At 50.8% G+C, this 25,519-nt stretch carries 24 protein-coding genes and 1 tRNA gene; 15 read left to right on the top strand and 10 right to left on the bottom strand.

Features of this window, described 5'->3' with window-relative positions; genetic code table 11:
- Positions 1–9 precede the first annotated feature (9 nt).
- The 4 genes from EG028_RS23125 (at position 10) to EG028_RS23110 (ending at position 3,647) form a co-directional block, all read left to right on the top strand.
- Entirely contained in the window at positions 10–1,509 is a 1,500-nt protein-coding gene (locus EG028_RS23125; RefSeq protein WP_120518790.1) for an endonuclease/exonuclease/phosphatase family protein, read from the top strand.
- 411 nt (positions 1,510–1,920) lie between these two features.
- Positions 1,921–2,241 carry an ArsR/SmtB family transcription factor gene (locus EG028_RS23120; RefSeq protein ID WP_120518858.1) on the top strand — a complete coding sequence of 107 codons (321 nt, stop codon included), beginning with the start codon at positions 1,921–1,923 and terminating at the stop codon, positions 2,239–2,241.
- A gap of 28 nt (positions 2,242–2,269) precedes the next feature.
- The gene (locus tag EG028_RS23115; protein WP_120518791.1) at positions 2,270–2,758 is read left to right on the top strand and encodes an SRPBCC family protein; all 489 of its coding nucleotides are present in this window, start codon (positions 2,270–2,272) and stop codon (positions 2,756–2,758) included.
- Between the two features lie 4 nt (positions 2,759–2,762).
- A complete protein-coding gene (locus tag EG028_RS23110; protein ID WP_120518792.1) occupies positions 2,763–3,647 on the top strand; it encodes an alpha/beta fold hydrolase in 885 nt (294 codons plus the stop codon).
- A gap of 128 nt (positions 3,648–3,775) precedes the next feature.
- On the opposite strand, the gene EG028_RS23105 is transcribed toward EG028_RS23110, so the two are convergent.
- Positions 3,776–3,848: transfer RNA gene (locus EG028_RS23105), tRNA-Ala, on the bottom strand.
- Between the two features lie 725 nt (positions 3,849–4,573).
- On the opposite strand from EG028_RS23105, the gene EG028_RS23100 reads away from it, so the two are divergent.
- From EG028_RS23100 to EG028_RS23090, 3 genes are all read left to right on the top strand, one after another.
- Positions 4,574–5,254, top strand: a complete 681-nt coding sequence (locus tag EG028_RS23100; protein ID WP_120518793.1) for a response regulator transcription factor — start codon at positions 4,574–4,576, stop codon at positions 5,252–5,254.
- A 41-nt stretch (positions 5,255–5,295) separates the two neighbouring features.
- A complete protein-coding gene (locus EG028_RS23095) occupies positions 5,296–6,534 on the top strand; it encodes a sensor histidine kinase (protein ID WP_120518794.1) in 1,239 nt (412 codons plus the stop codon).
- Positions 6,535–6,611: 77 nt separating this feature from the next.
- Positions 6,612–8,108 (top strand): trypsin-like peptidase domain-containing protein, encoded by a 1,497-nt coding sequence (locus tag EG028_RS23090; protein ID WP_162946617.1) that lies wholly within the window; start codon positions 6,612–6,614, stop codon positions 8,106–8,108.
- Between the two features lie 72 nt (positions 8,109–8,180).
- Here the strand turns inward: EG028_RS23090 and EG028_RS23085 are convergent, their stop codons facing one another.
- The 5 genes from EG028_RS23085 to EG028_RS23065 form a co-directional block, all read right to left on the bottom strand.
- Positions 8,181–8,597, bottom strand: a complete 417-nt coding sequence (locus tag EG028_RS23085) for a response regulator (RefSeq protein ID WP_162946618.1) — start codon at positions 8,595–8,597, stop codon at positions 8,181–8,183.
- A complete protein-coding gene (locus tag EG028_RS23080) occupies positions 8,581–9,678 on the bottom strand; it encodes a sensor histidine kinase (RefSeq protein WP_120518797.1) in 1,098 nt (365 codons plus the stop codon). The genes EG028_RS23085 and EG028_RS23080 overlap by 17 nt, the downstream gene beginning before the upstream one ends.
- A 13-nt stretch (positions 9,679–9,691) precedes the next feature.
- Positions 9,692–11,755 (bottom strand): sensor histidine kinase, encoded by a 2,064-nt coding sequence (locus EG028_RS28025; RefSeq protein ID WP_162946619.1) that lies wholly within the window; start codon positions 11,753–11,755, stop codon positions 9,692–9,694.
- Positions 11,756–11,888: 133 nt separating this feature from the next.
- Positions 11,889–12,587: a hypothetical protein gene (locus tag EG028_RS23070; RefSeq protein WP_120518799.1), complete on the bottom strand. Its 699-nt coding sequence runs from the start codon at positions 12,585–12,587 to the stop codon at positions 11,889–11,891.
- Between the two features lie 27 nt (positions 12,588–12,614).
- Positions 12,615–13,718 carry a ThiF family adenylyltransferase gene (locus tag EG028_RS23065; RefSeq protein WP_120518800.1) on the bottom strand — a complete coding sequence of 368 codons (1,104 nt, stop codon included), beginning with the start codon at positions 13,716–13,718 and terminating at the stop codon, positions 12,615–12,617.
- A 656-nt stretch (positions 13,719–14,374) separates the two neighbouring features.
- On the opposite strand from EG028_RS23065, the gene EG028_RS23060 reads away from it, so the two are divergent.
- Positions 14,375–15,109, top strand: coding sequence for a superoxide dismutase (locus tag EG028_RS23060; protein WP_120518801.1), 735 nt, complete (start codon positions 14,375–14,377; stop codon positions 15,107–15,109).
- A gap of 121 nt (positions 15,110–15,230) precedes the next feature.
- On the opposite strand, the gene EG028_RS23055 is transcribed toward EG028_RS23060, so the two are convergent.
- The 3 genes from EG028_RS23055 to EG028_RS23045 form a co-directional block, all read right to left on the bottom strand.
- On the bottom strand, positions 15,231–16,868 hold the full coding sequence (locus EG028_RS23055; protein WP_120518802.1) for an ArnT family glycosyltransferase: 1,638 nt from the start codon (positions 16,866–16,868) through the stop codon (positions 15,231–15,233).
- Positions 16,869–16,946: 78 nt separating this feature from the next.
- A complete protein-coding gene (locus EG028_RS23050) occupies positions 16,947–17,627 on the bottom strand; it encodes a phosphatase PAP2 family protein (RefSeq protein WP_120518803.1) in 681 nt (226 codons plus the stop codon).
- Positions 17,628–17,673: 46 nt separating this feature from the next.
- Positions 17,674–19,128, bottom strand: a complete 1,455-nt coding sequence (locus EG028_RS23045; RefSeq protein ID WP_120518804.1) for an LptF/LptG family permease — start codon at positions 19,126–19,128, stop codon at positions 17,674–17,676.
- Between the two features lie 140 nt (positions 19,129–19,268).
- On the opposite strand from EG028_RS23045, the gene EG028_RS23040 reads away from it, so the two are divergent.
- Positions 19,269–19,871 carry a hypothetical protein gene (locus EG028_RS23040; protein WP_120518805.1) on the top strand — a complete coding sequence of 201 codons (603 nt, stop codon included), beginning with the start codon at positions 19,269–19,271 and terminating at the stop codon, positions 19,869–19,871.
- Here EG028_RS23040 and EG028_RS23035 read toward each other — a convergent pair.
- The gene (locus EG028_RS23035) at positions 19,868–20,248 is read right to left on the bottom strand and encodes an START-like domain-containing protein (RefSeq protein ID WP_120518806.1); all 381 of its coding nucleotides are present in this window, start codon (positions 20,246–20,248) and stop codon (positions 19,868–19,870) included. The two genes, EG028_RS23040 and EG028_RS23035, sit on opposite strands and share 4 nt — an antisense overlap.
- Positions 20,249–20,641: 393 nt before the next feature.
- On the opposite strand from EG028_RS23035, the gene EG028_RS23030 reads away from it, so the two are divergent.
- The 6 genes from EG028_RS23030 (at position 20,642) to rplS (ending at position 25,279) form a co-directional block, all read left to right on the top strand.
- Complete coding sequence (locus tag EG028_RS23030) at positions 20,642–21,517, top strand: sigma-70 family RNA polymerase sigma factor (RefSeq protein ID WP_206614510.1); 876 nt, start codon at positions 20,642–20,644, stop codon at positions 21,515–21,517.
- Positions 21,518–21,645: 128 nt separating this feature from the next.
- On the top strand, positions 21,646–22,965 hold the full coding sequence (gene ffh, locus EG028_RS23025; RefSeq protein ID WP_120518807.1) for a signal recognition particle protein: 1,320 nt from the start codon (positions 21,646–21,648) through the stop codon (positions 22,963–22,965).
- Positions 22,966–23,088: 123 nt separating this feature from the next.
- A complete protein-coding gene (rpsP, locus tag EG028_RS28115; RefSeq protein WP_120518808.1) occupies positions 23,089–23,547 on the top strand; it encodes a 30S ribosomal protein S16 in 459 nt (152 codons plus the stop codon).
- Positions 23,548–23,629: 82 nt separating this feature from the next.
- Positions 23,630–24,151, top strand: a complete 522-nt coding sequence (gene rimM / locus EG028_RS23015) for a ribosome maturation factor RimM (protein WP_120518809.1) — start codon at positions 23,630–23,632, stop codon at positions 24,149–24,151.
- A gap of 13 nt (positions 24,152–24,164) precedes the next feature.
- Positions 24,165–24,845 carry a tRNA (guanosine(37)-N1)-methyltransferase TrmD gene (gene trmD, locus EG028_RS23010; RefSeq protein WP_120518810.1) on the top strand — a complete coding sequence of 227 codons (681 nt, stop codon included), beginning with the start codon at positions 24,165–24,167 and terminating at the stop codon, positions 24,843–24,845.
- Positions 24,846–24,931: 86 nt separating this feature from the next.
- Positions 24,932–25,279 carry a 50S ribosomal protein L19 gene (rplS, locus tag EG028_RS23005; RefSeq protein WP_120518811.1) on the top strand — a complete coding sequence of 116 codons (348 nt, stop codon included), beginning with the start codon at positions 24,932–24,934 and terminating at the stop codon, positions 25,277–25,279.
- Positions 25,280–25,519 lie beyond the last annotated feature (240 nt).

The raw sequence follows: 25,519 nt of genomic DNA, 5'->3' as shown, positions 1-25,519 counted from the left end.
ACTCTGAACATGAAAAAGATATTCCTCCAGGCGGTATGCTGCCTGTTATCCATCGGCGGCTTCGCGCAGGCGCCCGTGTACCGTCAATCCTTCGACGATAAGGCCGCGTATCACACCGGCAAAGGGATACAGGGTGCGGCCCTGGACCTTGGCGCCGATGCGGCCGCACGCAAGCCGCTTTATTTTCCCTACGTTCTAAAAGATCATAACGGCTCTTATTCCGTTCAATGCTGGTTGAAGGCTTCCCCTTCCCAAAGCCGCTACACTGCCCTGGCGGCTTATGCCCCGAAAGGAACGGCATACACAGGCTGGCAGCTGGGCGTGCAGGAAAACGGCGCATGGTTCTGGGAAATGCGCGGCGAAAAGAACATGTACAGCTATCAGCCCACCCCGCAACGACAGACTGTCCGCGATACGAAATGGCACCAGCTGACGTATTGCTTCGATGCGGAGAAGTCGGAAGCCAGCCTGTATTACGACGGCCTCCAGGTAGCCGTTTATTTCATTGAAGGCATACCGGCCATGCAGCAGGCGGACACACTGTTTGCAGGAGGACGGGAGCAGGGTGACCGTGGCGAATGGAATACATTTTACGGCGCCATGGACGAAATTACATTGTACAAAGAAGTGCTCAGTCCCGCATACATCGCAAAGAGTTATGCTGCATTTTTCCCCATGAAACCCGCTGCACAGCTGGCTCCGGGCAAGGCGCTGAAAGTAATGAACTTTAATATCTGGCATGGCGGCAACGAAACCGGCAAAGACGCCGGCCCGATGCGCGTAGCGGAAGTGATCCGAAATTCCGGGGCGGACATTGTGTCTATGCAGGAAACCTACGGTTCCGGCGAAAAGATAGCCGACGCGCTGGGATATTACTTTTATCTGCGCGGCAGCAATCTCAGCATCATGAGCCGCTTCCCCATCGAAAATACACTTCCCGGTTCCCGTTCTTTTTTTAACGGCGGCGCGCTGATACGCCTCAATGCAAAACAAAAAGTAGCCTTTATTACGAACTGGCTCAGTTATCCATTCGATTACTGGGATATGCAGGAGAAAAAACAACCGCTGAACGTGGATACGCTCATCGCAAAAATGGAGATCAGCAACGCAGGCCAGCTGCGCCGCACGCTGGAAACGATAAAGGAAGTGACCGCCGCCGCGGACGAGATCCCGGTCATCTTCTGCGGCGACTTCAACAGCGGCTCCCACCTGGATTGGACGGAAGCCACTAAACAGTTCAACAATGGTTATGTGGTAAAGTTCCCGCAAAGCCTCATCATGCAGGAAGCGGGCTACAAAGACAGTTTCCGTGAGATCCACCCGGACCCGCTCAAAGAAAGAGGCATCACCTGGACGCCTGAATTCCCGAATGCTTTCAAAGACCGCATCGACTATATCTATTATAAAGGCAAAAACCTGAAAGCCCTGCAATCCGAAGTGCTGAACCGGCACCCGGTGCGGTGGCCGTCGGATCATGCGGCGGTGGTGACGACGTTTTCAGTGAGGTAATAAGAAGAGCTAAGTGATAAAATAGAGTAAGGATAAGTAATAAAGTGACAAGCCTGGCTACTTTCTGGCCGGGCTTTTTTATTTGTCCCAGCTGTTAGTTAAAAGTATAGTAATGCGGGAAAATCTAACACAGAACTGGCCTTATTTGTGGCGTCGTTGTAAAAAGGCCGTCATTGCGAGGAGCCGCGGGGGATCTGTGCAGAAGCCGCGACGAAGCAATCTCCGGATATTGGAGTACATCCATTCGATAGAAGAGATTGCTTCGTCGCCCCACCCACTTTGGCGCTGCTGCTCCTCGCAATGACGTGTTATTCCTAAAATATTGAAAGTGAGTGAATATCTACTCAATCATAGAAATATTTGGGCAACCAAATGGTTGTGCTTATATTTGAGCAACCAAATGGTTGTATAATGATAGAAAGAAGAGATGTTTTCCAGGCCATCGCAGATCCCACCAGGAGGATGATCATACAGAAGTTGTCGCGCGGGCCGCTGAACCTTGCCGGGATCGGGGAAGATTTCGGCATTAGCAGGCAGGCGATTGCCAAACACATTAAAGTGTTGAACGAATGCGGCATGATCTCCGTTACGCAAAAAGGGCGGGAGCAATTCTGCGAGGCTCACCTTGGTAAGCTGGATGAGGTGTTGAGCTGGGTGGCGGAATCGCGCAAGGTGTGGAACCAGCGGTTTGATAAACTGGAGAAATTCCTGGACGATACTTCGTCTGAGTAGCATATTGATAAATCGAAAAAACAATAACATGGAAAATCGTGTGAATACTACGGAGGTTTTCATAGAAAAGACCTTTAACGCAAGTCCTGAAAAAGTCTTCAGTGCCTGGACGGACCCTGAGAAATTGATGAAATGGTATGCACCCGATGGCTGCACTATAAATTTCAAAAAGCTCGACATTATAACAGGCGGGCGCTTCCACTCGTGTATTACGAATCCTCAATACGGAGACTGTTGGTGTATAGGAGAATACAAAGAGATCCTGCCGCATACAAAAATTGTGTTTACCCTGATCAATGCAGATGAAAATGGTGATCCTGCAAACCCCGCGGACATTGGAATGGACCCTGACTGGCCCGGAGAAACACTGGTTACTGTAACGTTCAAAGCAGAAAACGGGAAAACCGCTATGCAGCTAAGGCAGACCGTTCCCCAGGAATTGGCTAAGAAAACAGGCGCATACAGGGGCTGGATACAAATGCTGGACAATATGGAAACCATGCTCAACCTAAACTAATCCAATGAAAAGGACAATGATATACGCTGTTTGGACACTACTGGTATTATCGTCAAACAGCGGGAAGGTTAAAGCGGATTTTAATGATACCCTGGTTGCCAAAAGTGGTTATTCGGAAGTGAACGGGATTAAAATGTATTATGAAATCTATGGGCAGGGCAAACCACTTGTTTTGATACACGGTGGCGGCTCTACGATTCAGACAACATTTGGACGGGTCATCCCCATGCTTGCCAGGCACAGAAAGGTTATAGCCATTGATTTGCAGGCTCACGGAAGAACCAGTGACAGGAACAAGGATCTGTCCTTTGAGCAGGACGCGGATGATGTTGCGGCGCTTTTAAAGAACCTTGGTATTGACAAAGCGGACTTTTTTGGATTCAGCAACGGGGGAACCACTACGGTCCAGGTTGCCATTCGTCATGCCGGGATAGTCGATAAGATCGTGTTGGGTTCAGCGCTTTGCAAACGCAATGGTATGCCCGCATGGTTCTGGGATTTTATGAAACAGGCGCAGTTATCCAATATGCCGGCGGAGCTGAAGGAAGCATATTTACAGGTTGCGCATAATCCTGCCGGCTTGCAGGTAATGCATGATAAAGACGCCAAAAGGATGGTGAACTTTAAAGACATACCGGACGAACAGATCAGATCTATCAAAGCGCCGGCGCTGATCCTCATCGCGGACCGGGATGTGATACAACCGGAGCACGCTCTCGAAATGCACAGGCAGATGGCCGGCTCATCATTGGCGATCATTCCGGGTGTGCACGGTGAGTATATTGGGGAGGTAACGACGTTGAAGTCTGGTACTAAAGAGGAGGAGTGTGTTATTCCGATGATAGAGAGATTCCTGGATGGAGCAAAGACGAAGGCTGGATCCTTTTAGTATCCCTTAAGGATCTGCATAAACCAAACTAAGCTATAAAAATGCTCCAACCAGGTAGCAAACAAGAGAGATTTGAGGTTCTGCAAACAAAAAAGCCTCTGAATTTCTTCAAAGGCTTTTTTCTCTTGTGGAGGACAGGGGAGTCGAACCCCTGACCTCTTGCATGCCATGCAAGCGCTCTACCAACTGAGCTAGCCCCCCAAGCGGAGTGCAAATTTAGCCGGTTTTTTGAAAAAACAAAAAATAATTATTAAAGGCCAGCCATTTCGGCCACAGCCGCCGCCCGGGAAGCACCGGCGCCGGGTTAATCAACAGTTGATTATTCCCACATATCTGGAACATTTCCCCACCCCCGTCCGCCTGACAAACCCCACTCATCCTTTCCCCATAAATTTTCCATCCCCAAAATTTGGTAATAATTATTCATATCGTATATTTGCCTACATATTCTACAGAAATAATAGAGTATATAATTTACCACCACAAGACATTCACGGAAACCGCTCCCGGAGCAGGCTTCATTTAACTCGTAATAAAATGCATCAGCTCATGAATCATTTGCGTTTTGTGGTGTGCTCCCGCTCCTGTTCGTGTTGCACGCGAATGTAAAACTCATCGGAAATATTGTAACCTGATTATAAGCCTTTGTCAGGCTGCGGGGGAAGCACGCCTTGTATTACTTGGTGGTAAATTATCGGCGCCGCCGATCCCGCAACCGCCTGACACTATCCTGTAAAACCAGAAACCAACCATTTCCCAGTTTTTAAGGCCCCGGCGCCATATGTTGACTGCTATGGCGCCGCTCCGGCCTTTTTAAAACATTGTCTTTGCCAATATTGTTAATAATGATGGATCTGTAAACAGCCTGCGGAATCACTCCGCGGGCTGTTTATTTTTTTCAGTATATTCATTATCCAACGGAAAAAATGAAGATTCTTATCATTGAAGACGAACAGGCCCTGGGAAAGAGCATTGCCGCTTACCTGCAAGCGGAAAACTACACCTGCGAGCTGGCGCCGGACCGCAAAACAGCCCTGGACAGGATTGAAAGTTTTGACTACGACTGCATCCTGCTGGATATCTCATTGCCGGACGGCAACGGCCTGTACGTACTACAGGCCCTCAAAGAAAATCATAAGACGGACGGCGTTATCATCATCTCCGCCCGCGATTCCATAGACGACCGCATCAAAGGCCTGCAACTCGGCGCGGACGATTACCTTACCAAACCATTCCACCTCCCGGAGCTCAGTGCGCGCATCGCCGCCGTGATCCGCCGCCGCCGTTTCTCCGGCAGCAGCCTCCTGGAAGCGGACGAACTTACCCTCAACACGCAGGCCCGCACCGTGCAGGTGAACGGCCAGCCCGTGGAGCTCACCCGCACGGAATACGACCTGCTGCTGTACCTGCTCACGAACCGCAACCGCGTGGTGAGCAAACACGCCATTGCAGAACACCTTAGCGCGGATGGCGAAGGCCTCTTTGATAATTATGACTTTATTTACGCCCATATGAAAAACCTGCGCCGCAAGCTGGTAAGCGCCGGCTGGACGGACCGCATCAAAGCGGTGTATGGGATGGGATATAAAATGGAGGTGGGGGCATGAAATGAAATTCCATTAGACAATTGAAAAGACATTGATTACTAATGAAACTGTTGAACAAAACAATACAGTATTATTTTATCCTCAGCATGGTATTGCTGCTGGTAGCGATACCTGTGTTTTATTTTGTGCTGCGGAAGATCGTGATCGCCAATATAGACGCGGACCTCGTAGCCACCAAAACCCAACTGATCCCACGGCTGCGGGTCATGGAGATCAAACCCGGCGACCCCAATCCATTGCTGAACAACGATGTGACGCTGGAAAAATCCCAGGGCAGGGGGGAAGCCTCCGATTCTTTGTATACATCCGAATCGCACCGCCTGCTTTCCTCCTACCTCGTGATCAACCAGGAGACATACCGGCTGCAGATCAAATCTTCCATCGCCAATCACCAGAAACTGATCGGCAGCATCATCATCCTGCAAAGCGTGCTGCTGATATTGCTGCTGGCCGGCCTGCTGCTGGTGAACCAGGGGCTTGCCCGCCGCATCTGGAAACCTTTTTACCAGACACTCCGAAAGCTGCGCGCTTATAAAGTAGACGATGCCGCGCCCCTGGAACTGGGCAGCTCCGCCGTCGCTGAGTTCAGGGAGCTGAACACCGCCGTGGAACAACTGGCGGAACGCAGCCGCAAAGCATACGTCGCGCAAAAGGAATTCGCGGAAAATGCCTCCCACGAAATGCGTACGCCCCTGGCTATTTTCCAGGGCAAGCTGGAACTGCTCATGCAGACGGACCCGCTCACGGAAGAACAGGCTGACCTGATCACCGATCTGGCCACAGCCAGCCAGCGCATGGCCCGGCTGAACAGGGGGCTCATCCTCCTCACCCGTATCCAGAACGGGCAATTCCCCGAAACGGAAGAGATCGATGTGAAAAGGACCGCCGAACACCTGCTGGATCAATACCAGGCCCAGATAGAACAGAAAAACCTGCAACTGGAAAAAGACTGGCTGGACGATATCTCCCTCACCATAAACCGCACCCTGCTGGAGGTGCTCCTCGGCAACCTGCTCTCCAATGCCATCCGTCACAACATCCCCGGCGGCAGGATCGTCGTGAAGCTGGCCAACGGCGCATTTACCGTGCGCAATACCGGGCAGCCCTACGCCCTGCCGGAAGACCGGATATTTGAACGGTTTACCAAAAGCAGCGCAGATACGGATAGTATGGGCCTCGGCCTGGAGATTGTGAATAAAATATGCGCCCTTTATGGCTTCTCCATCCATTATTCCTATGAAAATCAATACCATTCCTTCACAGTGCAAATGAAAAGTTAATTCTCTCCCTCACCCCGGCGGTATTCAGAATGTATTCAGAATGGGCGGTCATTTTTACACCATCTAAACTGGATACTATGAACAAAAGAAATCTTATTGCAGGCGGCCTCGTGGTCGCGGCTTTTACAGCCGGCGCCTTCGCATTCAGCGGAAAGGCCGGTGATCTTTATAACAGTATCGCACAGGACCCCACCCAGCCCCTGATCAAAACGGCCTATACCGGCACCCCGGCGGCTCAACCAGTAGATTTTGAAAAAGCGGCAGGTGCGGCAGTGCCTTCTGTGGTACATATTAAAACACTCGTTCAGTACAAACAGGCAGCGGACCGCCAGAATCCTTTCGGTGGCGAAGAAGATGATATCTTCCGCCGTTTCTTTGGCGACGGTGGCGGCCAGCGGCAATTCAGAAGCCCTGAACAACGCGCTTCCGGCTCCGGCGTGATCATCAGCGAAGACGGTTTTATCGTAACCAATAACCACGTGGTGGACAATGCCACCGAGATCACCGTCACCCTGAACGACCGGAAGAACTACAAAGCGAAAGTGGTAGGTACAGACCCGAATACGGACCTGGCACTGATCAAGATCGATGCGGACAACCTTCCGGCGGTAGCCATCGGCAACTCCGATGAGGTAAAGCTGGGTCAATGGGTACTGGCTATCGGTTTCCCGCTGAACCTGGACGTAACGGTTACGCAGGGTATTATCTCCGCCAAATCCCGCAACATCGGCATCAACCGCCAGGGATCGGCTCCCGTGGAGTCTTTCCTGCAAACAGATGCGGCGGTGAACCCGGGCAGCAGCGGCGGCGCATTGGTGAACACCAATGGCGAACTGATCGGTATTAACGCGGCCATTGCCTCTCCCACAGGCTCTTACGCCGGTTATGCCTACTCTATTCCCGCGAACCTGATGAAAAAAGTGATCAATGACATTAAACAGTTCGGCAGCGTACAACGCGGTTACCTCGGCATCAGCATGGCGCCGGAGAACCTGGAAGACGCACAGAAAAAGGAACTGGGCATTAATAACGATGTGGCCGGCGTATTTGTAGCCGGTACAGATCCGAACGGCGCGGCAGCGGCTGCCGGCGTTAAACAGGGCGATGTGATCACCAAAGTGAACGGCGCGGCCGTGAGCACAGGATCACAGCTCTCCGAGCAGATCGCCAGGCTGAAACCCGGTGACAAGGTAAGCCTCACCCTCAGCAGGAACGGCAGCGAAAGCACCGTGAACGCTACGCTGAAAGGCAAAATGGGTGACATCGCGGGCTCCCGTTCCGGCAGCGCGGTCATCGAATCGCTTGGCGGTGAATTCGCCAGCCTGTCAAGAGAAGAAGCTGCAAAGCTGGGTATTGCAGGCGGTGTGAAAGTAACAGACATCAGCGAAGAAGGCATGCTTGGCGACCAGACGAACATGAAGCCCGGCTTCGTGATCACCAAAGCCGGCGGCATCCCTGTGAGGAACGTGGACGAGCTGAAGGCGGCGCTGAGCCGGCAGAGCGGCAACTTCCAGCTGGAAGGCACCTATCCCGGCAGCGGCAGAACTTATTTCTACGGCATTAACGATTATTGATAAACGAAAGGAATTTAAACAGGGGTTAACTAGAAGTGGTAAGGCTTCTTCATCTTATGAAGGAGCCTTTTTTTATTGCTCCTTGAAGATGTTTTCGATCACTTCCTTCAGCTCTTTGGGCTGCAAAGGCTTTTTGAGCAGGCGGATCACCATGGGGTTCGCATTTGTACGGGAGATGTCGCCGAAGTCCAGCGAAGAGGAAACCATGATGATATAACACTGGTTTTTGATCTTCTGCGGGTAGGAATCAAAAGAGCGGAGGAATTCGAAGCCGTCCATCTCGGGCATCTGGATATCCAGCAGGATGACGGTGGGCGGAATGTGGGGCAGGGTGATGTTGCTGGAAAGAAATTCCAGCGCTTTGTTGGCATTGCTGAACGAAAGGATCGTATGGCTGAGCTGCTGGATGGATATCAGCCGCTCATGCAATAGCAGATCGATGTCGTTATCGTCTATCAGTATTACGCGAAGATCAGGAATCGAATTCATTTCTGTTTGGAATCGTAATTTCAAATTGGGTGCCTTCACCATAACGGGAATCAACACCAATGGTGCCGCCGATCTTGCTAAGGGCTTCTTTCACGATGTATAAGCCGATCCCGCTGCCGGGCTTGTTATTGTTCTTGGAGCGGAAGAACATCTTGAAAATATTACTTAAGTGCTCGCTCAGGATACCGATGCCATTATCTTCGATACGGATGGTGGCTTTGTGCGGTTCCACCTTGACAGACAGATTCACCTGCGGGCTCGATTCGTCAGGCTTTTGATATTTAACGGCGTTTGAAATGAGATTGTTCAAAATAACGCTGATCCTGAAGAAATCGCCTTTAAAAGGTACCAGCTGATCCACTTTCACATTAAAATTGATAGAGGTGTTCTGATGTTTGAAGGTATCGATACAATCATCGATCAGGAGGTTGAAGTCAATCTTTTCGAATTCGAGGTCAAGACGGGAGTTGCGGTAATATTCGATGATCTTCTGGATGAAACTGTCCAGCCGGGTGATGCAGACCTCTATCATGCCCATATATCCCTGCGGGTCCGTCATCGAATTGTCCAGCCGGCTGAGATTGATGATACCCTGCACACTCATGAGCGGCGCGCGCAGGTCGTGGGAAGTGGAGTAGATGAAACGGTTCAGCTCATCATTTGTTTTTTCCAGTTCCAGCACCTTTTCCTTAAGCTGTTTGCGGGCGGAATATATCTCGTAGGCGTTATTGATCGTTTTAAAAAGTTCGTGCTCGTCCCAGGGTTTTTTGATGTAGGAAAAAATGTGGCCTTTGTTGATGGCGTCTATGATATCCTCTACATCGGTATAGCCGGTCAGCAGGATCCTGATGGGGTCAGGCAGTAAGTCTTTGATCTGGTTGAAAAATTCCACACCCGTGGTGGTGGGCATCTTCTGGTCCGCAATGATGATGTGCACTTCAATGCCCTTCAGCACCTGCAGGCCTTCCGCGGCTGAATTGGCCGTATATATCTCGTAGCTCCGCCTGAAATTTGCACGGAACGCATTGAGGTTATGTACTTCATCGTCGATGTACAGAATTCTGATACGGTTATTTTTCATGAGGGTCTTTTAATTAGGACGCTTGACTTTGGGCAATTGGCACATTCTGCGGTAAATATATAATAAATTCCGCTCCTTTGCCCGGCTCTGATTCAACCACTATCTTACCATGATGCTTCTCAATGATACTAAATACAATGGATAATCCAAGGCCCGTCCCTTCACCAACATCCTTGGTAGTGAAGAACGGCTCGAATATCTTTTCTTTCACCTTTTCCGTCATGCCTATGCCGGAATCCTTGATGCGTATGCTGATCATCTTGTTCTCTTCCAGCCTGGTGGAGATGGTGAGGCTTTCTTCTCCCTGCTCCGGTTTCATTTTGATGGCGTTCAGCGCGTTGTTGATGATGTTCAGGAACACCTGGTTCAGCTTGCCCGCAAAACACTCTATCTTGGGTAGCTCCGCGTAATTGTAATGTACGGTCACGTTTTTCGGGACATTATTGCGAAGCAATACCATCGTGGAGTTCAGCCCTTCGTGGATGTCCACGAACTTCAGGTCGCTCTCGTCCAGCCGGCTGAATGTACGCAGCCCTTTCACGATCTCGGCCGTACGGTTCGCCCCGTCTTCGATGCCTTTGATGAGGGTTTCTATCTCCGTGTGTACGTAATCGATATCGATCTGCTGCTTGAACTGTTCTATCTCGTTGAGTTTCTCCTGCACATCATCCGCGGGATTGATGGATTCGTATTTGCGCAGCAGCGCCTTCAGGTCTTCAAAATCGAGCTTCAGCGGTTTGATGTTGCTGGTCACGAAGTTGATAGGATTGTTGATCTCGTGGGCGATACCGGCCGTGAGCTGACCGAGGGAGGCCATCTTTTCGGCTTCCACCAGCTGGGTCTGGGCTTCTTTCAGGTTATTCAGCACACGGTTCAGTTCTTTGTTCGAGTTCTGCAACGCCTCGGTGCGTTCGGCTACTTTGGCTTCCAACACAATGTTCTGTTCGCGCACCAGCTGCTCGTTCTCCTGCGATACGGCCAGCGCCATGGCCTGTGATTCTTCTTTTTCCTTGCGGTAGATATTGATCTTATTCGCCAGGGCAAAGGAGAGGAGGGTTACCTCCGCCGCGGAGCCTACCTGCAGGGCATAGTAGGTAAAGTCATTGTACGGCAGGATGTTGAAGTTCCGCATCACGAAAATGCATACGCTCGTGAGGAAGATGCTCCAGGCCAGCAGGAAATAACGGGCGGGTATAAAGCCCGTCCCCGCTACTTTGAAACCGATGAACATAGCGGCCAGCGAAGCGGTCATGGCAGTGATCTGGGCCATCATGTTCGCGATAAAGTACTGGTCTATGAACGTGGGGATGAGCACCAGTGAATAGGCGATCACCACCCCGGTGAGTATTTTGTGCCCGAGCTTGTAACGCTCGCGGGTATGGAGGAACGATTGTATGAACAGGGCGGCGGTGATGCCGTTCAGCACGGGGATGATGAGCGTGTCGTGCGCGGCCAGCCACATATTGTTCGGCCAGAGGAAGCGGAAGGTATAGCCCTGCTGCGATGCCTGGGTGAGGCCCACACAGATGATATAACTTACGTAGATGAGGTAGCTCCGGTCCCTGGTGGTAAGGTATATGAAGAAGTTGTACAGGGCCATTACGAGGATGATGCCGATGTACAGCCCGAAAATGAAGTTCCTTTCGTTGTTTTTGACGTTGAGGGTGGTCTCCGCGCCGAGGTAAACGGGCAGCTGCGCCTGTTCGCCGGCCCTTACTTTCAGGTAAAACTCCCGGGTTTCGCCATGCGGGATGTCCAGGGGGTAGATGTAGTTCTGATGGTCGTAAGGACGGTTCCGGTAAGGCTGGAACTGGCCGAGGCTGACAATACGGTAACCGCCGCCTGGGAGTACTTCGTACAGGGTGATCTCGTCTATGGTCGGGTATTCCACTTCCAGCAACAGTCGTGGCAGGTCTGTTTCATTTTTGATAAAGAAGCGGGCCCAGTTTGAAAAGGGGGAGATCTGGAGGTTAGGCACTGTTTGCCCGGTAGGCGCAAATTGCTGTTTCCGGATTTGGTCGATGGTAAGCAGGTTGGTACTGTCCCGGTAAAGGTCCAGAGATTGCCCTATCTGCATGAGTTTTGAGCTGTCTCTGAATACTACCGGTTCAGATGCAAAAACGTTCCCATACCCAGGCAGGACGAGGAAAAACAAAACAAAAAAACGTATAGGCATCTCAAATCGGGATTGTATATGCAAACATAACAGATTATTGCACCATTTGTGGCAGACCGAGCAGGTAATTCACTTCAAAAGTTCCTTTAGGGCCCGTTTCTGTCCTTACCTGGTTGGGGTTGCTGCGGAGGTTGCGTATCAGTTCTCTTTCACCGGGGTCCGCGCTGGCTACTTCGTGTATGTCCCTGATGATCATGGCGGTAGCCACCAGGTCGTCTTTAGGGTAATAGAACACCCCTTCGTTGCCGAGGGAGGTATCTATCACGGCGCCCACTCTTTTGGCCCCACGGGTGGTTACGGGGGCGCAGAGTACGTGCACGTTGTCCACCGGCAGCTGGGTCATGAGCGCCACGCATACCCTGCTGAGTATCAGGCTTCCGATGCCCATACCGGCTACTTCCTTCGAGTTCCACAAGCCGCAGATCTCCGCGCTGCCGATCTTCACATCTGAATATATCTTGGGATCATACTTGCCGATTGCCGTTTCGATAGGCAGGGGGAGTACCCCGTCCGCCATCTGCACGCGAGCGCCGCCATAGGTTTTGGTGCCGGTATCGTCCTCCACGATCACCACCACGGTATTCCTGTGGTTGATCCAGTCCACGTTGCCGGACGTGATCTTGGTGATACCGAAGTATATCTGCAACAATTTACTGTGGCCTTCGTAAAACCGCATAGCTGCCTCCGGGTCATCCGGTGCAAAAAAAGCCCTTACGTTAATCGGTGCGCTCATTGGTTGCTTCTTTTATTTACAGGGGCATTATTGAATAAGTTGATCAAAATCCACATAATACCGGCCTGATACCCTCAGCTGATCCAGCAGTATGCGCCTGCATGTATCAGTTACCATTGCACCTCCCAGCATCACAGATGATGCCAGTTGCGGCCAGGTCGTAATTGTTTTGCCGATCTGCCCCACGGAATATTTCATTCGTTGGCTCATATCGGCGAAACCTGCCATCGGGCCCAGGATGGGCACCTTTTCCTCGTTGGTGAGGTGGCGCAGCGTGCTGAGGTCATCAATCTGCGGAATGAGGCCGTGGAGCATCGGGTAATCCGGGTCCAGGTCGTACCGTTCAATATCCAGCATGCCGCGGTCGTTCGTATCCATCACCACGGGTATTTGCAGGGCTTTGGCTTTCTGGCGGCTGAGTATCTTTACGTCTATGCCGTCGCACTCTTCCACGAGTATATCCAGTTTACCGCCTTCGGTCAGGAAGCTGTCTAAATTGTTTTCTGTAGCGCCGTCTGTAAAACATTTGACGCTGAGATAAGGATCCATTTCCGCGATCTCGCGGGCCGCTACGATCACTTTGGGCATTCCCAGGCTGGACACATCCGTACGCAGCCGGTTCATGTTCGTCAGCTCCACCGCATCAAAATCCGCAAGCCGCAATTCGCCGCACACCCTTTCCATGGCCAGCGTGAGCGCAATCGTCTGCCCTACGCTCAGGCCGATAATGCCGATCTTTTTCTCTGCCAGCAAGTCCCTTTCTTCCGCGGTGATCTTATGCATGTTGCGGGATGTGCGCAAGGCTATGAACTCTTCCCTTCCCAGCAGGTGTACCACCTTGCCGGACCAGGGAAAATATACCCAGACGCCGTAGTCTTCCGGCTGTACCCCGTCCAGATGCCGCGCGATGGCGGCTTCGGTCTCCGCTGCCGTGAGGCTGCGGGTAGGATGGCTAATTTTGATAAGCTCCCTCATCTGGCTGTGGAGCTCGTCAAATACGCTGATCTGCGGGTTTTCACGCAATAGACCCAGCAGGGCATCCTTTTCCTCTTTCCGGGCTGGCTCAAAAAATACTGGCGAATAGGTTAAACGCTCATGCCGTGACTGCTGTATACGTTCCTGGATTGTCATGCTGCCTCCACTCTCAATTTTACTAGGTGATCAATTCTGCTTTTCGTGGTGCTCCTTGATGCTTCGTTAGGTTATTATGTACTTCAAAGTATAAGGACCATTCACCAAATCTTTTCTCCGCCGGAAAAGGGCTTTAATTAAAAAACTCCTCTCAGGCTTCAAAACAAGCAATAAGTGAATTAAAATTAAATCTGTTAAAAATACTGTTGGCTTCCCGGCTTCACAGCCTGGTAAAGTATATCTGTGTCTGCTAAGCCCCTCTTTTGGGGAATAGCGGTTAAATTATGAACTGAAGGAAAATCAAGAACTACATTCAAACATTTGCGGGGGATGGACGAGTGCCGGCGGCAGCCGGTGAAGGAAGTACAGGTTTCCCTCCGGCGAAGTCCGGTTCGGGGAAGGGTAAAGCCTTATTCCAGGGATAAATAGCTTCATCTTTCGAAAATGATTAAAATACTACTACTACAACACATGAATATAAAAGTAAAATAGCAATTAATTTCAAATTAAACTATATTCTTCTACTTTATTTTAATCAGTTAGCAAATATAACGATAATATTATGTTCGGTTTTTCAACCCTAAAACATCACATTGGTGTAAAATTTGCTCCCATTGTGATGTTAAATTATAGATTTGTAACATTAATATTTTCATATGAATAAAAGAGAATTCATAAAATTGGCCGGCCTCGCAGGGATTGCAGCTCTTGCAAACCCCGGAACCGGCTGGGCAGCCGCTCCCGCGGCGGACAATAAAAGCCTCCTGGCCCTTAAGGCGCCCTTTACGCTGCCCGCGCTGCCCTACGCTACGGACGCCCTGGAGCCGAACATCGATAAGATGACCATGGAGATCCACCACGGAAAACATCATGCTGCCTACGTTACCAATCTGAACAACGCCACAAAAGAAGGTGCTTTCGCCGGTCTCAGCCTCGGGGAAATCCTCTCCAAAGTGACCGCTAATGACGCCGCCGTTCGCAACAACGCAGGTGGTCATTACAACCACAGCCTCTTCTGGACCCTGCTGTCCGGCACCAAATCCGCTCCCGCTGATGCACTGAAGCAAGCCATCAGCACTGCTTTTGGTTCGCAGGAAGCAATGCAGACCAAGTTCGCCGATGCCGCCAAAGGCGTATTCGGCAGCGGCTGGGCATGGCTGATCGTGAAAAAAGGCGGTGGCCTGGCCATCACCTCCACGCCCAACCAGGACAATCCATTGATGACCAACCTGGCCAAAGAACCGGGCACCCCCATCCTCGGCCTGGACGTTTGGGAACACGCTTATTACCTCAAGTACCAGAACAAACGCCCCGATTACATCACGGCGTTCTGGAATGTGGTGAACTGGAATACGGTGAATGAGCTGTACGCGGAAGCACTGAAGAAATAACGCAGTCTGTACGACATAAAAATGCCGGGTGAGCAGCAGGAGATTCCTGTGTTTACCCGGCATTGATGTTTATGGCGCCGTGGGAGGGAAGTATCTTTACCTGGGCTTACCCCTTTTTCGGTCATTTCCGTTTGAAGAAGACAAACCCGTTCTTTTCCCCGATCTCCTGCAGGTTCGGGTGCTGTCGCCAGGGCTCCGCATCGGTGATGCGGCAGATAAAATAGGCCGGTTTGTCTATATCGCCTTCCAGCAGCCACTTTTCACGGCTGGCTTTGTCCGTGTAATAGGCCTTGTTCTGCGTCGGCTGTTTCCTGCTATAATAAAGGTGTGCATAACTGTGATAACTCAGCGGCTTCACATACACATCCTTCCCGATAAAGGATTCGTAATATTCAATGGCCGCACGCTGGCTGAACCCCTCCACCTTCGGCACAAAATGCACCACGGTGATCCATATCATCAGGACGCTGCTGGCAAAGAGGCAAAGCAGGCCCCGCTGCACTTTTTTGCGGAACAGCAGTACACAACTCACGATCACCAACACCATATATATAAGGCCAAACGCCATTTCGCCAAAACTGAAATGGATATCCGCCTGCAGGTTCGCCCGGGCAAAACGGTCGCCGATGTGCGGGATCAGCTCGTTTTTGTAAATACCCACCAGCGGCAGCACGCCTATTGCCAGCCCCAATATTATGCCGATCACCAGGATAAGGGAAATATTCCAGCCTTTGAGAGTGAACCGGCCTTCCAGCAGGCGGTACACCTGCAGCGCCGCGAGGTAGCTCAGCGGGAAATAACAGAGCGAGGAATAATGTACGATCTTGGTCTTGACAATGCTGAAGAGAATAAGTACTACCCAGAACAGTACCCACATCCATACCCTGAAATCCTTTCCCTCCGTGGGTTGCGAGAGATAAATGGATTTTGCGCGCGCGGTGGTGATATAACTGAAAAGGAACAGGCTCGCCGGGAAACAACCTATCAGCAATACCATCGGGTGGTAAAAGAAAGGCTGGTCGTGCCCCGCATCCGGCGTGGAAAACAGGCGCCACTGGTATTTTACGAACTCTTCCACGAACCACCAGCCATGGCTGGCTATCTCGTAACCGAACCACAGCAGCGTGGTGACGATGGCGGAAGTGGCGATCAGCAGCAGGTGCGGGATGCGGATATAAATGCGGAATTTGTTGTAGACCCAGTACACCACGAGCGTAAGGCCGGATATCAGGATGGCCGCGGGGCCTTTGGTGAGCACCGCCAGCCCGAGGAATATCCCGCTGAAGATCGCCATGCGGAACGCTTTTTCAGCATAACCGATGCGATAGGCAAAATACAGGCCGAGGAAAATAAAATAGTTAAAAGCAGGATCGATGATGCCGGACTTAAAATAAAAATGCGGCAGCCAGCTGCCGGCATACACCAGCGCCCACCAGAGGCCGAACTTTTCATCCACCTGTTTTTTGCCGATATGAAAAAAAGTGAGCAGCGTGGCAATACCGATCACGGCATTCGGGAAACGCGCGGCGAAATCATTGATGCCAAAGAGTTTCATGCTGAGCGCCTGGAACCAGATGAACAGCGGGGGCTTTTCCCAGAAAGGAGAGAAATCGATCTGTACCTGCGAATAGTTGCCGGTCACGATCATTTCCCGCGCAGCTTCCGCGAAATTGATCTCATCCCAGTCGAACAGGTGAGAGTCGCCAAGAAAAGGAATGAACAACAGGGCAGCTACAATAGCTATCAGCAGATACTTCATCAGGATAATACGATTTATGTGCTCCGGGCGCGGGGCCGCGAAGCACTGAGTTCCTCAGGTAAGGTGAATGACGCCGTTTCAGGCTACGCCCGCGGACGGAGTAATAACGGTTTCACGGGAGCGTGTAGTACCCGGTTTGCCCGTTTTTCTAAGTTCAAACAGCCCGTAGATGAATACGCTGCTGAAAGTACCGATGATGCTGCCGGCATATACGTCTTCAAAAAAATGCTGGCAAAGGTAGATCCGCGAATGTGCCGCGGCCAGTCCCAGTGCAAAGAACAGCAGACCCATCTGTTTTTTCTCCCACCAGATGGCCATAAAGCAGAATAGTGCGAAGGCCGTGGAAGTATGCCCGGACGGAAAACTGTTCCACGCATGTGGCGGCACCCATGATACCGTGTGCAGCGTGGAGGCGATATCCGCGAAATAGGTGATGGGCCGCGGCTCGTCAAACACATGTTTGCCGCTGATGACCAGCAGGGTTACCAAAGCAAGGATGGAAGCGCTGATCATAAAAGGCCGCCATTGGCGCCTGATCAGGAGGATGAGCAGGATGCCGCCGTATGTTTTACCATCGCCCAGGTAGGTGGTGATGGTGGTGAGGATGTCAGCCACCGGATTGTGCAGCTGATTGACGGTGAGGAATAGGTCTTCTTTCGGGTACAATAATATCAGGAGGCCGCCTAAGATTATCCATACAAGGAATGGAATAAAAAAATAACGGTTCTTCTGCACCATTGTAACAAGGGTGTAGAACATTAGTAATAGTTGTAGGTCCGCAATGTGTGTTAGTCAGCTACGGCGCTTAAGTGCTTATCTCGTGTTGGCTGCGCCGCTTCTGAATGTATTTTTTAACAGTATTAAATGCTCTGAAGTAAGCCTCTTTATTGAAGAGGTTCGAATCGTTCATGGCCTTGTATACCAGGAACGCCGCAATAGGTAAAAGGGCAATGTTGGCCAGCCACATCCCGCTCCAGGATGCCATTACATCCTTACGGGCCATTTTCTCCCCCAACATAAAAAATATATTGAATATCACAAAGAATATCACCGCAAATACGAGTGGAGTGCCTAATCCGCCTTTCCGGATGATGGATCCGAGGGGTGCGCCGATCAGGAACAGCACGATACAGGCCGCCGCCAGCGAGAATTTACGCTGCCATTCCACTTTAAAGAGCGCTATTTTGCTCCGGTTGTCCGTATAGTCTTTCGCGCTGGTGGTAAGCGAGGTTTCCGTCTCACGCAGGTTGGACTCCACGCGTTCCAGCACATAACGCTGTGATTTTTCGGGGACCACCTTCCAGAAACTGTCCACCTTCAAAGGCGGCGCTGTGGCCAGCCAGCCGGTATCTTTCCATTTGTAGAAAGGATAACGGGTGGTCACATAGGCATGAACGGTACGGATATACGAAGAATCGATGCCGCGCAGTGAGTCGATGCCCTCGTCCAGCTGGCGGATATTGAGCATCTGCTGGTTGGAGGCGAACGCGTCCAGCGGCAGGCGGTCAAATGCCAGGGCTTTGAGGTCGAATGGTTTGATGTATGTTTTGAAGCCCAGGCGGATCAGCTCATTGCCGCTTCTGCCGGAGCGGCTGCCGTCTCTTTCTTCAAAGCGCCAGCCGTTTTCAAGGGTAAAGTTCAGGTAACGTTTATCCGGCGACAGTTCCATGGTGCCTTTTTCCGCGAGTATCAGCTTTTCGTCGTTGCTGCCGCTGTTCGGAGAGCGGTCGTAGATCATCACCTGGTGGATGGTTTTGTTATCCGGGTCTTTTTTCGCCACTTTGATCACATACCCGGGAATGTCACTGTAAAACACGCCCTGCTTGATGTTGAAGGCGGGTTTGGACTGGGTGATATCGTACAGGAGCGATTTTGCGCGGAGGTTGGCGATGGGGATGATATAGTTGGCGAAAAGAAAAGCGCCGGTGCCGATGATGGCGGAGAGGAAAAACAGCGGCCTGATAAAACGCAGCAGTGAAATGCCGGCGGATTTGATGGCCACCAGTTCAAAACTTTCCCCGAGGTTGCCGAAGGTCATGATGGAAGAAAGCAGCACGGCCAGCGGCATGGCCAGCGGCACGAGGCTGGCACTGGTGTATACCAGCAGTTCCACGATCACCGGCGTGTCCAGCCCTTTACCCACGAGATCGTCTATGTACTTCCATACAAACTGCATGATGAGCACAAATAGCGTCACAAAAAAAGTGGCTATAAAAGGCCCCACGAAGGTCTTAATGATGAGTTTATCGAGTTTCTTCACAACCGCTCAACGGAAATTAAAATTGAAAAATGTAAAACTGCCTGGTTTTCAGTATACTTTTGTAAACCAGCCGCACAAAGTTAACACGAATCCCTGAAGCAGGAAGCGGCCGTAAATCAAAAAACCGTTAATTTATTTTCATGGGCACATTTGAGCTGAATAATACGGAAATGGGAATGGTGCGGGATGCCGAATGGATCCTCACCAAAAACCGGATCATTGACAAGGTGTATGGCCTGTTCGGGGCTTTGCAGGAGGCGATGGCGGCGGAGCCCGCGATACAGGCATTGCAGAAGGAGTATACGCAGGCGCCGAAGATCAGCAGGGGAGAACAATACGAAGGGCTTCCATATGTGATCCTGGATTACCCGCGGGCTTTCAGCCGTGAAAGCATTTTTGCCTGCCGCACGTTTTTCTGGTGGGGGAGGTTTTTCAGTATCACGCTGCACCTGGCGGGTGAATCGCTGGAGGGCTACCGTACACGGCTGGACGGCGTTCAGGCGGCGCTGGCGGATGCGGGCTGGTATGCCTGCGTGCAGGACGATCCGTGGCAGCACCATTTCGGGCACGACAACTACCGCACAGTACAGTCTCTCACACCGGCGCAATGGGGATCGCTGGTGCGGAAGCCGTTTGTGAAGCTGGCAAAACAGTATGACTTAGAGGACTGGGGAAACGTGATACCCGTTGCAGTGGCTCAATATGCCGCACTGCTGGAATTGCTGAAAGGGGAAACGGTCTAGTTGCCTATACGGTGGAAAAGATCTTTAATCTGGTAATCCCACAGCTGGCTCTGATCTGCCACTTCTTTCTTTTCGGCGAAATCTCTGATCACCAGTATGGTCATATTGGTAACTTCGGAAATCTGGATCCTGAACTCGAAGAATTCATTTTTTGGAGCGTGTAGCCAATGTAAACGGATGAACTCGTCTTCCTCCTGTTCCATTACTTCTGCTTCTTCCATTGATCCGTTCCAGGAGAAAGAAAAAACATTGTCACGGAAATCAACTTTATCTGCAAACCATTCCTGCAAGCCTGCCGGGGTGGAAAGAAATTCAAAAAGGATACTTGGAGAGCACCGAACCGGATATTCTAACTCATATTGCACTTTCTTTGACATCGCACAGTATTATTAATAAATCAAAATCATCTGCCCTGCAATTATAGAATTTTTTTCATGCTATCAAAATAAATTTTAGAAAATTTTCGATATATTAACTATTTCATTCTCAAACCTGAGTATTATTTGAAATATGAAGTTTTGTGATTATGTATCAGGCAGTTTCTTACCTTATTAGTCAGGTTTACTGACTATCTGCTTCAAAATCAAAGCGAATCCAGTATCAAAACATGTTAATAGAGTATAACACGAACAGATTACAGCCAACAATCGATTTAGCTTAAAGATGTTTCAACGGGGGGATATTTTTTTTGGGTGGTATCTAAAAAAAGTTATTTTTGTCTAGCATTCTTCTAAATTAATCTATTAATAACCTGTAACTGTTCCCGTGCTATGTCAATGCGCCAACTTAAAATCACGAAATCAATCACGAATCGTGAGTCACAGTCGCTAGAAAAGTATTTGCAGGAGATCGGCAAAGTGGATCTCATTACGCCGGAAGAAGAAGTGAACCTGGCAATCCGCATCAAACAAGGGGACCAGCGTGCTTTGGAGAAGCTGACAAAAGCCAATCTGCGTTTTGTGGTATCCGTTGCAAAACAATACCAGAACCAGGGCTTATCCCTTTCCGACCTTATCAATGAAGGCAACCTCGGCCTTATCAAAGCCGCCCAGCGATTTGATGAAACCCGCGGGTTTAAATTCATTTCCTATGCTGTATGGTGGATCCGTCAAAGTATCCTCCAGGCTCTGGCTGAGCAGTCCCGCATCGTTCGCCTCCCGCTGAACAAAGTAGGCCTGTCCAACAAGATCAGCAAGGCATATTCCCAGCTGGAACAGGAATTCGAGCGTGAACCCTCTCCCGACGAGCTGGCTACCATCCTCGAGATCAATACAGAAGAAGTAGAAGCTACCCTCGGCGTTGCCGCCCGCCACGTATCCATGGATGCGCCTTTCATAGACGGGGAAGACAACTCCCTGCTGGATGTACTGGAAAACCCGAACGCCGTTAGCGCGGACGAAGAGCTGGATCACCACGATTCACTCCGCCGCGAGATCGAACGCTCCCTGTCTACCCTTACAGACCGTCAGAAAGACGTGATCATGCTGTATTTTGGCATCGGTGTGGAACATCCCATGAGCCTCGAAGACATCGGCGAAAAATTTGGCCTCACCCGCGAAAGGGTACGCCAGATCAAAGATAAAGCGATCACCAAGCTCCGTACTACCAGCCGCAGCAAACTGCTGCGCAACTACCTGGGAGGCTGAGCCGGTACATAAAAAACAAGCTGAAAAAGTAAAAAAGAAGGTTCGGACGCAATGCCAGCCATCTTTTTTACTTTTTTAGTTTATATAAACCGTATTTTTGCAGTCCAAAATTTTTACCAGCATAATATATGTTTGAATCATTATCAGAGCGGCTCGAAGGGGCCTTCAAACAACTAAAAGGGGAAGGCCGCATCTCGGAAATCAACATTGCCACCACGGTGAAGGAAATCCGCAGAGCCCTGGTGGATGCCGACGTGAACTACAAGATCGCCAAGGATTTTACTGATAAAGTGAAGGATAAAGCCATGGGCGAAAAGGTGCTCACCGCCATTTCTCCCGGCCAGCTCATGGTAAAGATCGTGAAGGACGAGCTGGTGGAGCTGATGGGCAGCACGGAATCCGAGCTGGACATCAAGACCAACCCCACCGTCATTCTCATCGCGGGCCTGCAGGGTTCCGGTAAAACCACCTTTTCCGGTAAACTGGCCAATTACCTCAAAACCAAGAAAAACAAGAAACCCTTGCTGGTGGCGGCGGACATTTACCGTCCCGCGGCTATCGATCAGCTGAAAGTGCTGGGCGGCCAGGTAGGGGTGGAAGTATACAGCGAACCTGAGAACAAAAACGCGGTGCAGATTGCCGAAAACGCCATCAAACACGCGAAAGCCCAGGGGAACAACATCGTGATCATCGACACCGCCGGCCGCCTCGCGGTAGACGAAGTGATGATGACCGAGGTGACCAATGTCAAAAAAGCCGTAAATCCCCAGGAGATACTGTTCGTGGTGGATTCCATGACCGGCCAGGATGCCGTGAACACGGCCAGTGCGTTCAATGAGCGGCTGGACTTCTCCGGTATCGTGCTCACCAAGCTGGACGGTGATACACGCGGCGGTGCGGCCCTTACCATCACTTACACGGTACAGAAGCCCATCAAGTTCGTGAGTATGGGCGAAAAGCTGGACACGCTGGACGTATTTTACCCCGAGCGTATGGCCCAGCGTATCCTCGGCATGGGCGACATCACCACCCTCGTGGAAAGGGCCCAGTCACAGTTCAACGAAGAGCAGGCCAAAAAGCTGGAAAAGAAGATCCGCCAGAACCAGTTCGACTTCGATGACTTCAAGGAACAGCTGCAGCAGATCAAAAAGATGGGCAGCATCAAAGACCTGCTGGGCATGATCCCCGGCGTGGGCAAAGCGGTGAAGGACCTGGACATCAGCGATGATTCATTCAAAGGCATCGAAGCGATGATCAATTCCATGACCCCGGCCGAGCGCGGCAACCCGGACCTGATAGACGGCAGCCGCCGCAGGAGGATCGCAAAAGGAGCCGGTAAGGAGATACAGGACGTGAACCAGTTCATGAAACAATTCGAGCAGATGCGCCAGATGATGAAAATGATGAATAAGATGCCAGGTGGTGCGAAAGGCTTGAAAATGAAATAGTAAGGTATAACAGCAAATAACAGAGTTAATTTTATTTTGCGAATTTCAATTTTAACTCTACATTTGCTGCCCCAATAGAAACAATATTTTTTAACAACTCGCAACAAATAACTCGACTTATTTATGCCAGTAAAGATCAGATTACAGAGACACGGCGCGAAAAAGAGACCTTTTTACTTTATTGTAGTGGCAGACGCCCGCGCGCCCAGGGATGGTAAATTCATCCAGAAAATTGGTACATACAATCCTTTGACTGTACCCGCATCTATCAACATCGATACGCAGAAAGCGCTCCGCTGGCTGCAGAAGGGCGCACAACCCACCGATACTGTTAGGCGCATCCTGTCCTTCAAAGGCGTACTGTACCTGAAACACCTTCTCAGAGGGGTTAAACTCGGTCTGTTCGACGAGCCTACCGCTTACACTAAGTTTGAGCAATGGCAGGCTGACCACGAAGAGAAAGTATCCGCACGCCGCGAAAGCCAGAAAAGGGCTGTACGCGCTGTTACACCGGTTGTAAGGAAAGTTGAGGACGTAGCTCCCAGCGCTCCTGCTGCTGAAGGCGAAGCGCCTGAAGCATAATCCGGGCAACAAATAACATAATTCAGAAAGGGAAGATTTGTTCGCAAAGATTCCCTTTCTGCTTTTACAACGTACCCGTCCAATGGCTAATTATTTCAATATCGGCAAGCTGAGCGCCACTTACGGCACAGACGGAGAGTTTATTCTCCGCCACAGCCTGGGTAAGCGCACAACCCTGAAAGACGTCACGGCTGTTTTTATCGAAGAACGGAAGGACAGCTTTATGCCCTATTTCCTGCAAAGCGCCCGGGCGAAGGACGCCGAGCACGTATATGTGAAGCTGGAAGGCATAGATACCCGTGAAGCGGCCAGGAATATGCTCCAAAAGGGCGTTTACCTGGAAGAGACGGACTTTAAGGCACAGGCATCCGGCTCCGCGCCGCTCTCCCTGCTGGGATACCAGGTGGAAGACAGCGTGCAGGGCCCCCTCGGCCAGATCGAAGAGATCATCGAAATGCCGCACCAGGTGCTGGCCAAGGTGACTTACCGGGAAAAAGAAATGCTGCTGCCGCTAAATGAGCAGACGTTGCTGAAAGTGGACAAAAAGAACCAACTGGTGCGTCTTGAGCTGCCGGAAGGCCTGCTGGACATATATTTAGGCTAAGAAAAAGAACATTATGCGGATAGATATCATTACCGTATTACCGGAACTGCTGGAAAGCCCTTTTGCCCATTCCATCATGAAAAGGGCGAAGGACAAGGGCCTGCTGGAAGTAAACGTGCATCACCTGCGCCAATACTCCAATTTCCGCCAGAACCAGGTGGACGACTACCAGTTTGGCGGCGGGGCCGGTATGGTAATGATGATAGAGCCGCTGGTGAACGCGATAGAGGCCCTGCAAAAGGAAACTACTTACGACGAGATCATCTACCTCACGCCGGACGGCCAGACCTTTAACCAGAAAATGGCTAACAGGCTGAGCCTCAAAGGGAACCTGCTGCTGATCTGCGGCCATTACAAGGGCATAGACGAGCGGGTGAGGGAACATTTCGTGACCATGGAGATCTCCATCGGGGATTTTGTACTGTCCGGCGGAGAGCTGGCGGCAGCCGTGGTGGTGGATGCCATCGGGCGGTTATTGCCCGGGGTGCTGAACGACGAAACCTCGGCGCTGTTTGATTCCTTCCAGGACAACCTGCTGGCGCCCCCCGTATACACCCGCCCCGAGACTTTCCGCGACTGGAAGGTGCCGGCCGTGCTGATGAGCGGGGATCACCGGAAAATTGAGGAATGGAGGCACGATGAGGCGGTAAAACGCACACAGGAGCGCCGGCCGGACCTTTTAAATCACGATTAGAGTAATATTTTTATTAAAAACCGGGAAAAAGGTCTTGGTATTTGGAGATTGTTCCTTACCTTTGCCGTCCTATAAATAATTGAAAGATGAACGCAATTTCTTTTGTTCACGAGCAGTTGACTGCTAACAAGCAACTTCCGAAGTTCAAAGCCGGTGACAACGTTACCGTTAACTATAAGATCGTAGAAGGTAACAAGGAGCGTATCCAATCCTTCAAAGGCGACGTAGTGAAGCTCCAGGGTTCTGGATTTACAGCTTCTTTCACTGTACGCAAAATCTCCGACGGAGTGGGCGTAGAAAGGCTGTTTCCCCTCTACTCTCCCAACATTGACTCTATCGTACTGAATAAAGTTGGTAAAGTGAGAAGGGCTAAACTGTATTACCTCCGCGAACGCCAGGGTAAAGCAGCACGTATCAAAGAAAAAAGGGTTTAGTATTTTATACAGGGAAATTAGTATGCGGAGGTCCACCGGACTTCCGCTTTTTTTATGCCCTGCCGGCGCTGAAGCGGAATACCTTCAATGTCCCGGTTCACGAAGATTTCCGGGCTGGAACAGCTGTATATGAAGGCGGTTCATGCGTGAAGTGTCATTTTTTTGTGGCAGGAAGTCCGGCGGCCGGAAATAAACGTATCTTACCTACGGTAAATGTGTATGCAGACAGGGTGAGAGGAG

This window comes from Chitinophaga barathri, from assembly GCF_003807585.1.
In the GTDB taxonomy this organism is placed as follows: domain Bacteria; phylum Bacteroidota; class Bacteroidia; order Chitinophagales; family Chitinophagaceae; genus Chitinophaga; species Chitinophaga barathri.
Note: the sequence above shows the minus strand (reverse complement) of the source record. Positions and strands in the feature narration are given on the sequence as shown.

What these genes read in the sequence shown, in the direction of transcription:
- EG028_RS23095 (WP_120518794.1), top strand. Translation starts at nt 5,296, where the DNA reads ATGAAACTGTTGAACAAAACAATACAGTATTATTTTATCCTCAGCATG.
- EG028_RS23050 (WP_120518803.1), bottom strand. Translation starts at nt 17,627, where the DNA reads ATGTTCTACACCCTTGTTACAATGGTGCAGAAGAACCGTTATTTTTTT.
- EG028_RS28025 (WP_162946619.1), bottom strand. Translation starts at nt 11,755, where the DNA reads ATGCAGATAGGGCAATCTCTGGACCTTTACCGGGACAGTACCAACCTG.
- EG028_RS23100 (WP_120518793.1), top strand. Translation starts at nt 4,574, where the DNA reads ATGAAGATTCTTATCATTGAAGACGAACAGGCCCTGGGAAAGAGCATT.
- EG028_RS23055 (WP_120518802.1), bottom strand. Translation starts at nt 16,868, where the DNA reads ATGAAGTATCTGCTGATAGCTATTGTAGCTGCCCTGTTGTTCATTCCT.
- EG028_RS23125 (WP_120518790.1), top strand. Translation starts at nt 10, where the DNA reads ATGAAAAAGATATTCCTCCAGGCGGTATGCTGCCTGTTATCCATCGGC.
- EG028_RS23115 (WP_120518791.1), top strand. Translation starts at nt 2,270, where the DNA reads ATGGAAAATCGTGTGAATACTACGGAGGTTTTCATAGAAAAGACCTTT.
- EG028_RS23040 (WP_120518805.1), top strand. Translation starts at nt 19,269, where the DNA reads ATGGGCACATTTGAGCTGAATAATACGGAAATGGGAATGGTGCGGGAT.
- rplS (WP_120518811.1), top strand. Translation starts at nt 24,932, where the DNA reads ATGAACGCAATTTCTTTTGTTCACGAGCAGTTGACTGCTAACAAGCAA.
- EG028_RS23070 (WP_120518799.1), bottom strand. Translation starts at nt 12,587, where the DNA reads ATGAGCGCACCGATTAACGTAAGGGCTTTTTTTGCACCGGATGACCCG.
- EG028_RS23035 (WP_120518806.1), bottom strand. Translation starts at nt 20,248, where the DNA reads ATGTCAAAGAAAGTGCAATATGAGTTAGAATATCCGGTTCGGTGCTCT.
- rimM (WP_120518809.1), top strand. Translation starts at nt 23,630, where the DNA reads ATGGCTAATTATTTCAATATCGGCAAGCTGAGCGCCACTTACGGCACA.
- rpsP (WP_120518808.1), top strand. Translation starts at nt 23,089, where the DNA reads ATGCCAGTAAAGATCAGATTACAGAGACACGGCGCGAAAAAGAGACCT.
- EG028_RS23110 (WP_120518792.1), top strand. Translation starts at nt 2,763, where the DNA reads ATGAAAAGGACAATGATATACGCTGTTTGGACACTACTGGTATTATCG.
- EG028_RS23065 (WP_120518800.1), bottom strand. Translation starts at nt 13,718, where the DNA reads ATGACAATCCAGGAACGTATACAGCAGTCACGGCATGAGCGTTTAACC.
- EG028_RS23120 (WP_120518858.1), top strand. Translation starts at nt 1,921, where the DNA reads ATGATAGAAAGAAGAGATGTTTTCCAGGCCATCGCAGATCCCACCAGG.
- EG028_RS23080 (WP_120518797.1), bottom strand. Translation starts at nt 9,678, where the DNA reads ATGAAAAATAACCGTATCAGAATTCTGTACATCGACGATGAAGTACAT.
- EG028_RS23060 (WP_120518801.1), top strand. Translation starts at nt 14,375, where the DNA reads ATGAATAAAAGAGAATTCATAAAATTGGCCGGCCTCGCAGGGATTGCA.
- ffh (WP_120518807.1), top strand. Translation starts at nt 21,646, where the DNA reads ATGTTTGAATCATTATCAGAGCGGCTCGAAGGGGCCTTCAAACAACTA.
- EG028_RS23085 (WP_162946618.1), bottom strand. Translation starts at nt 8,597, where the DNA reads ATGAATTCGATTCCTGATCTTCGCGTAATACTGATAGACGATAACGAC.
- EG028_RS23090 (WP_162946617.1), top strand. Translation starts at nt 6,612, where the DNA reads ATGAACAAAAGAAATCTTATTGCAGGCGGCCTCGTGGTCGCGGCTTTT.
- trmD (WP_120518810.1), top strand. Translation starts at nt 24,165, where the DNA reads ATGCGGATAGATATCATTACCGTATTACCGGAACTGCTGGAAAGCCCT.
- EG028_RS23030 (WP_206614510.1), top strand. Translation starts at nt 20,642, where the DNA reads ATGTCAATGCGCCAACTTAAAATCACGAAATCAATCACGAATCGTGAG.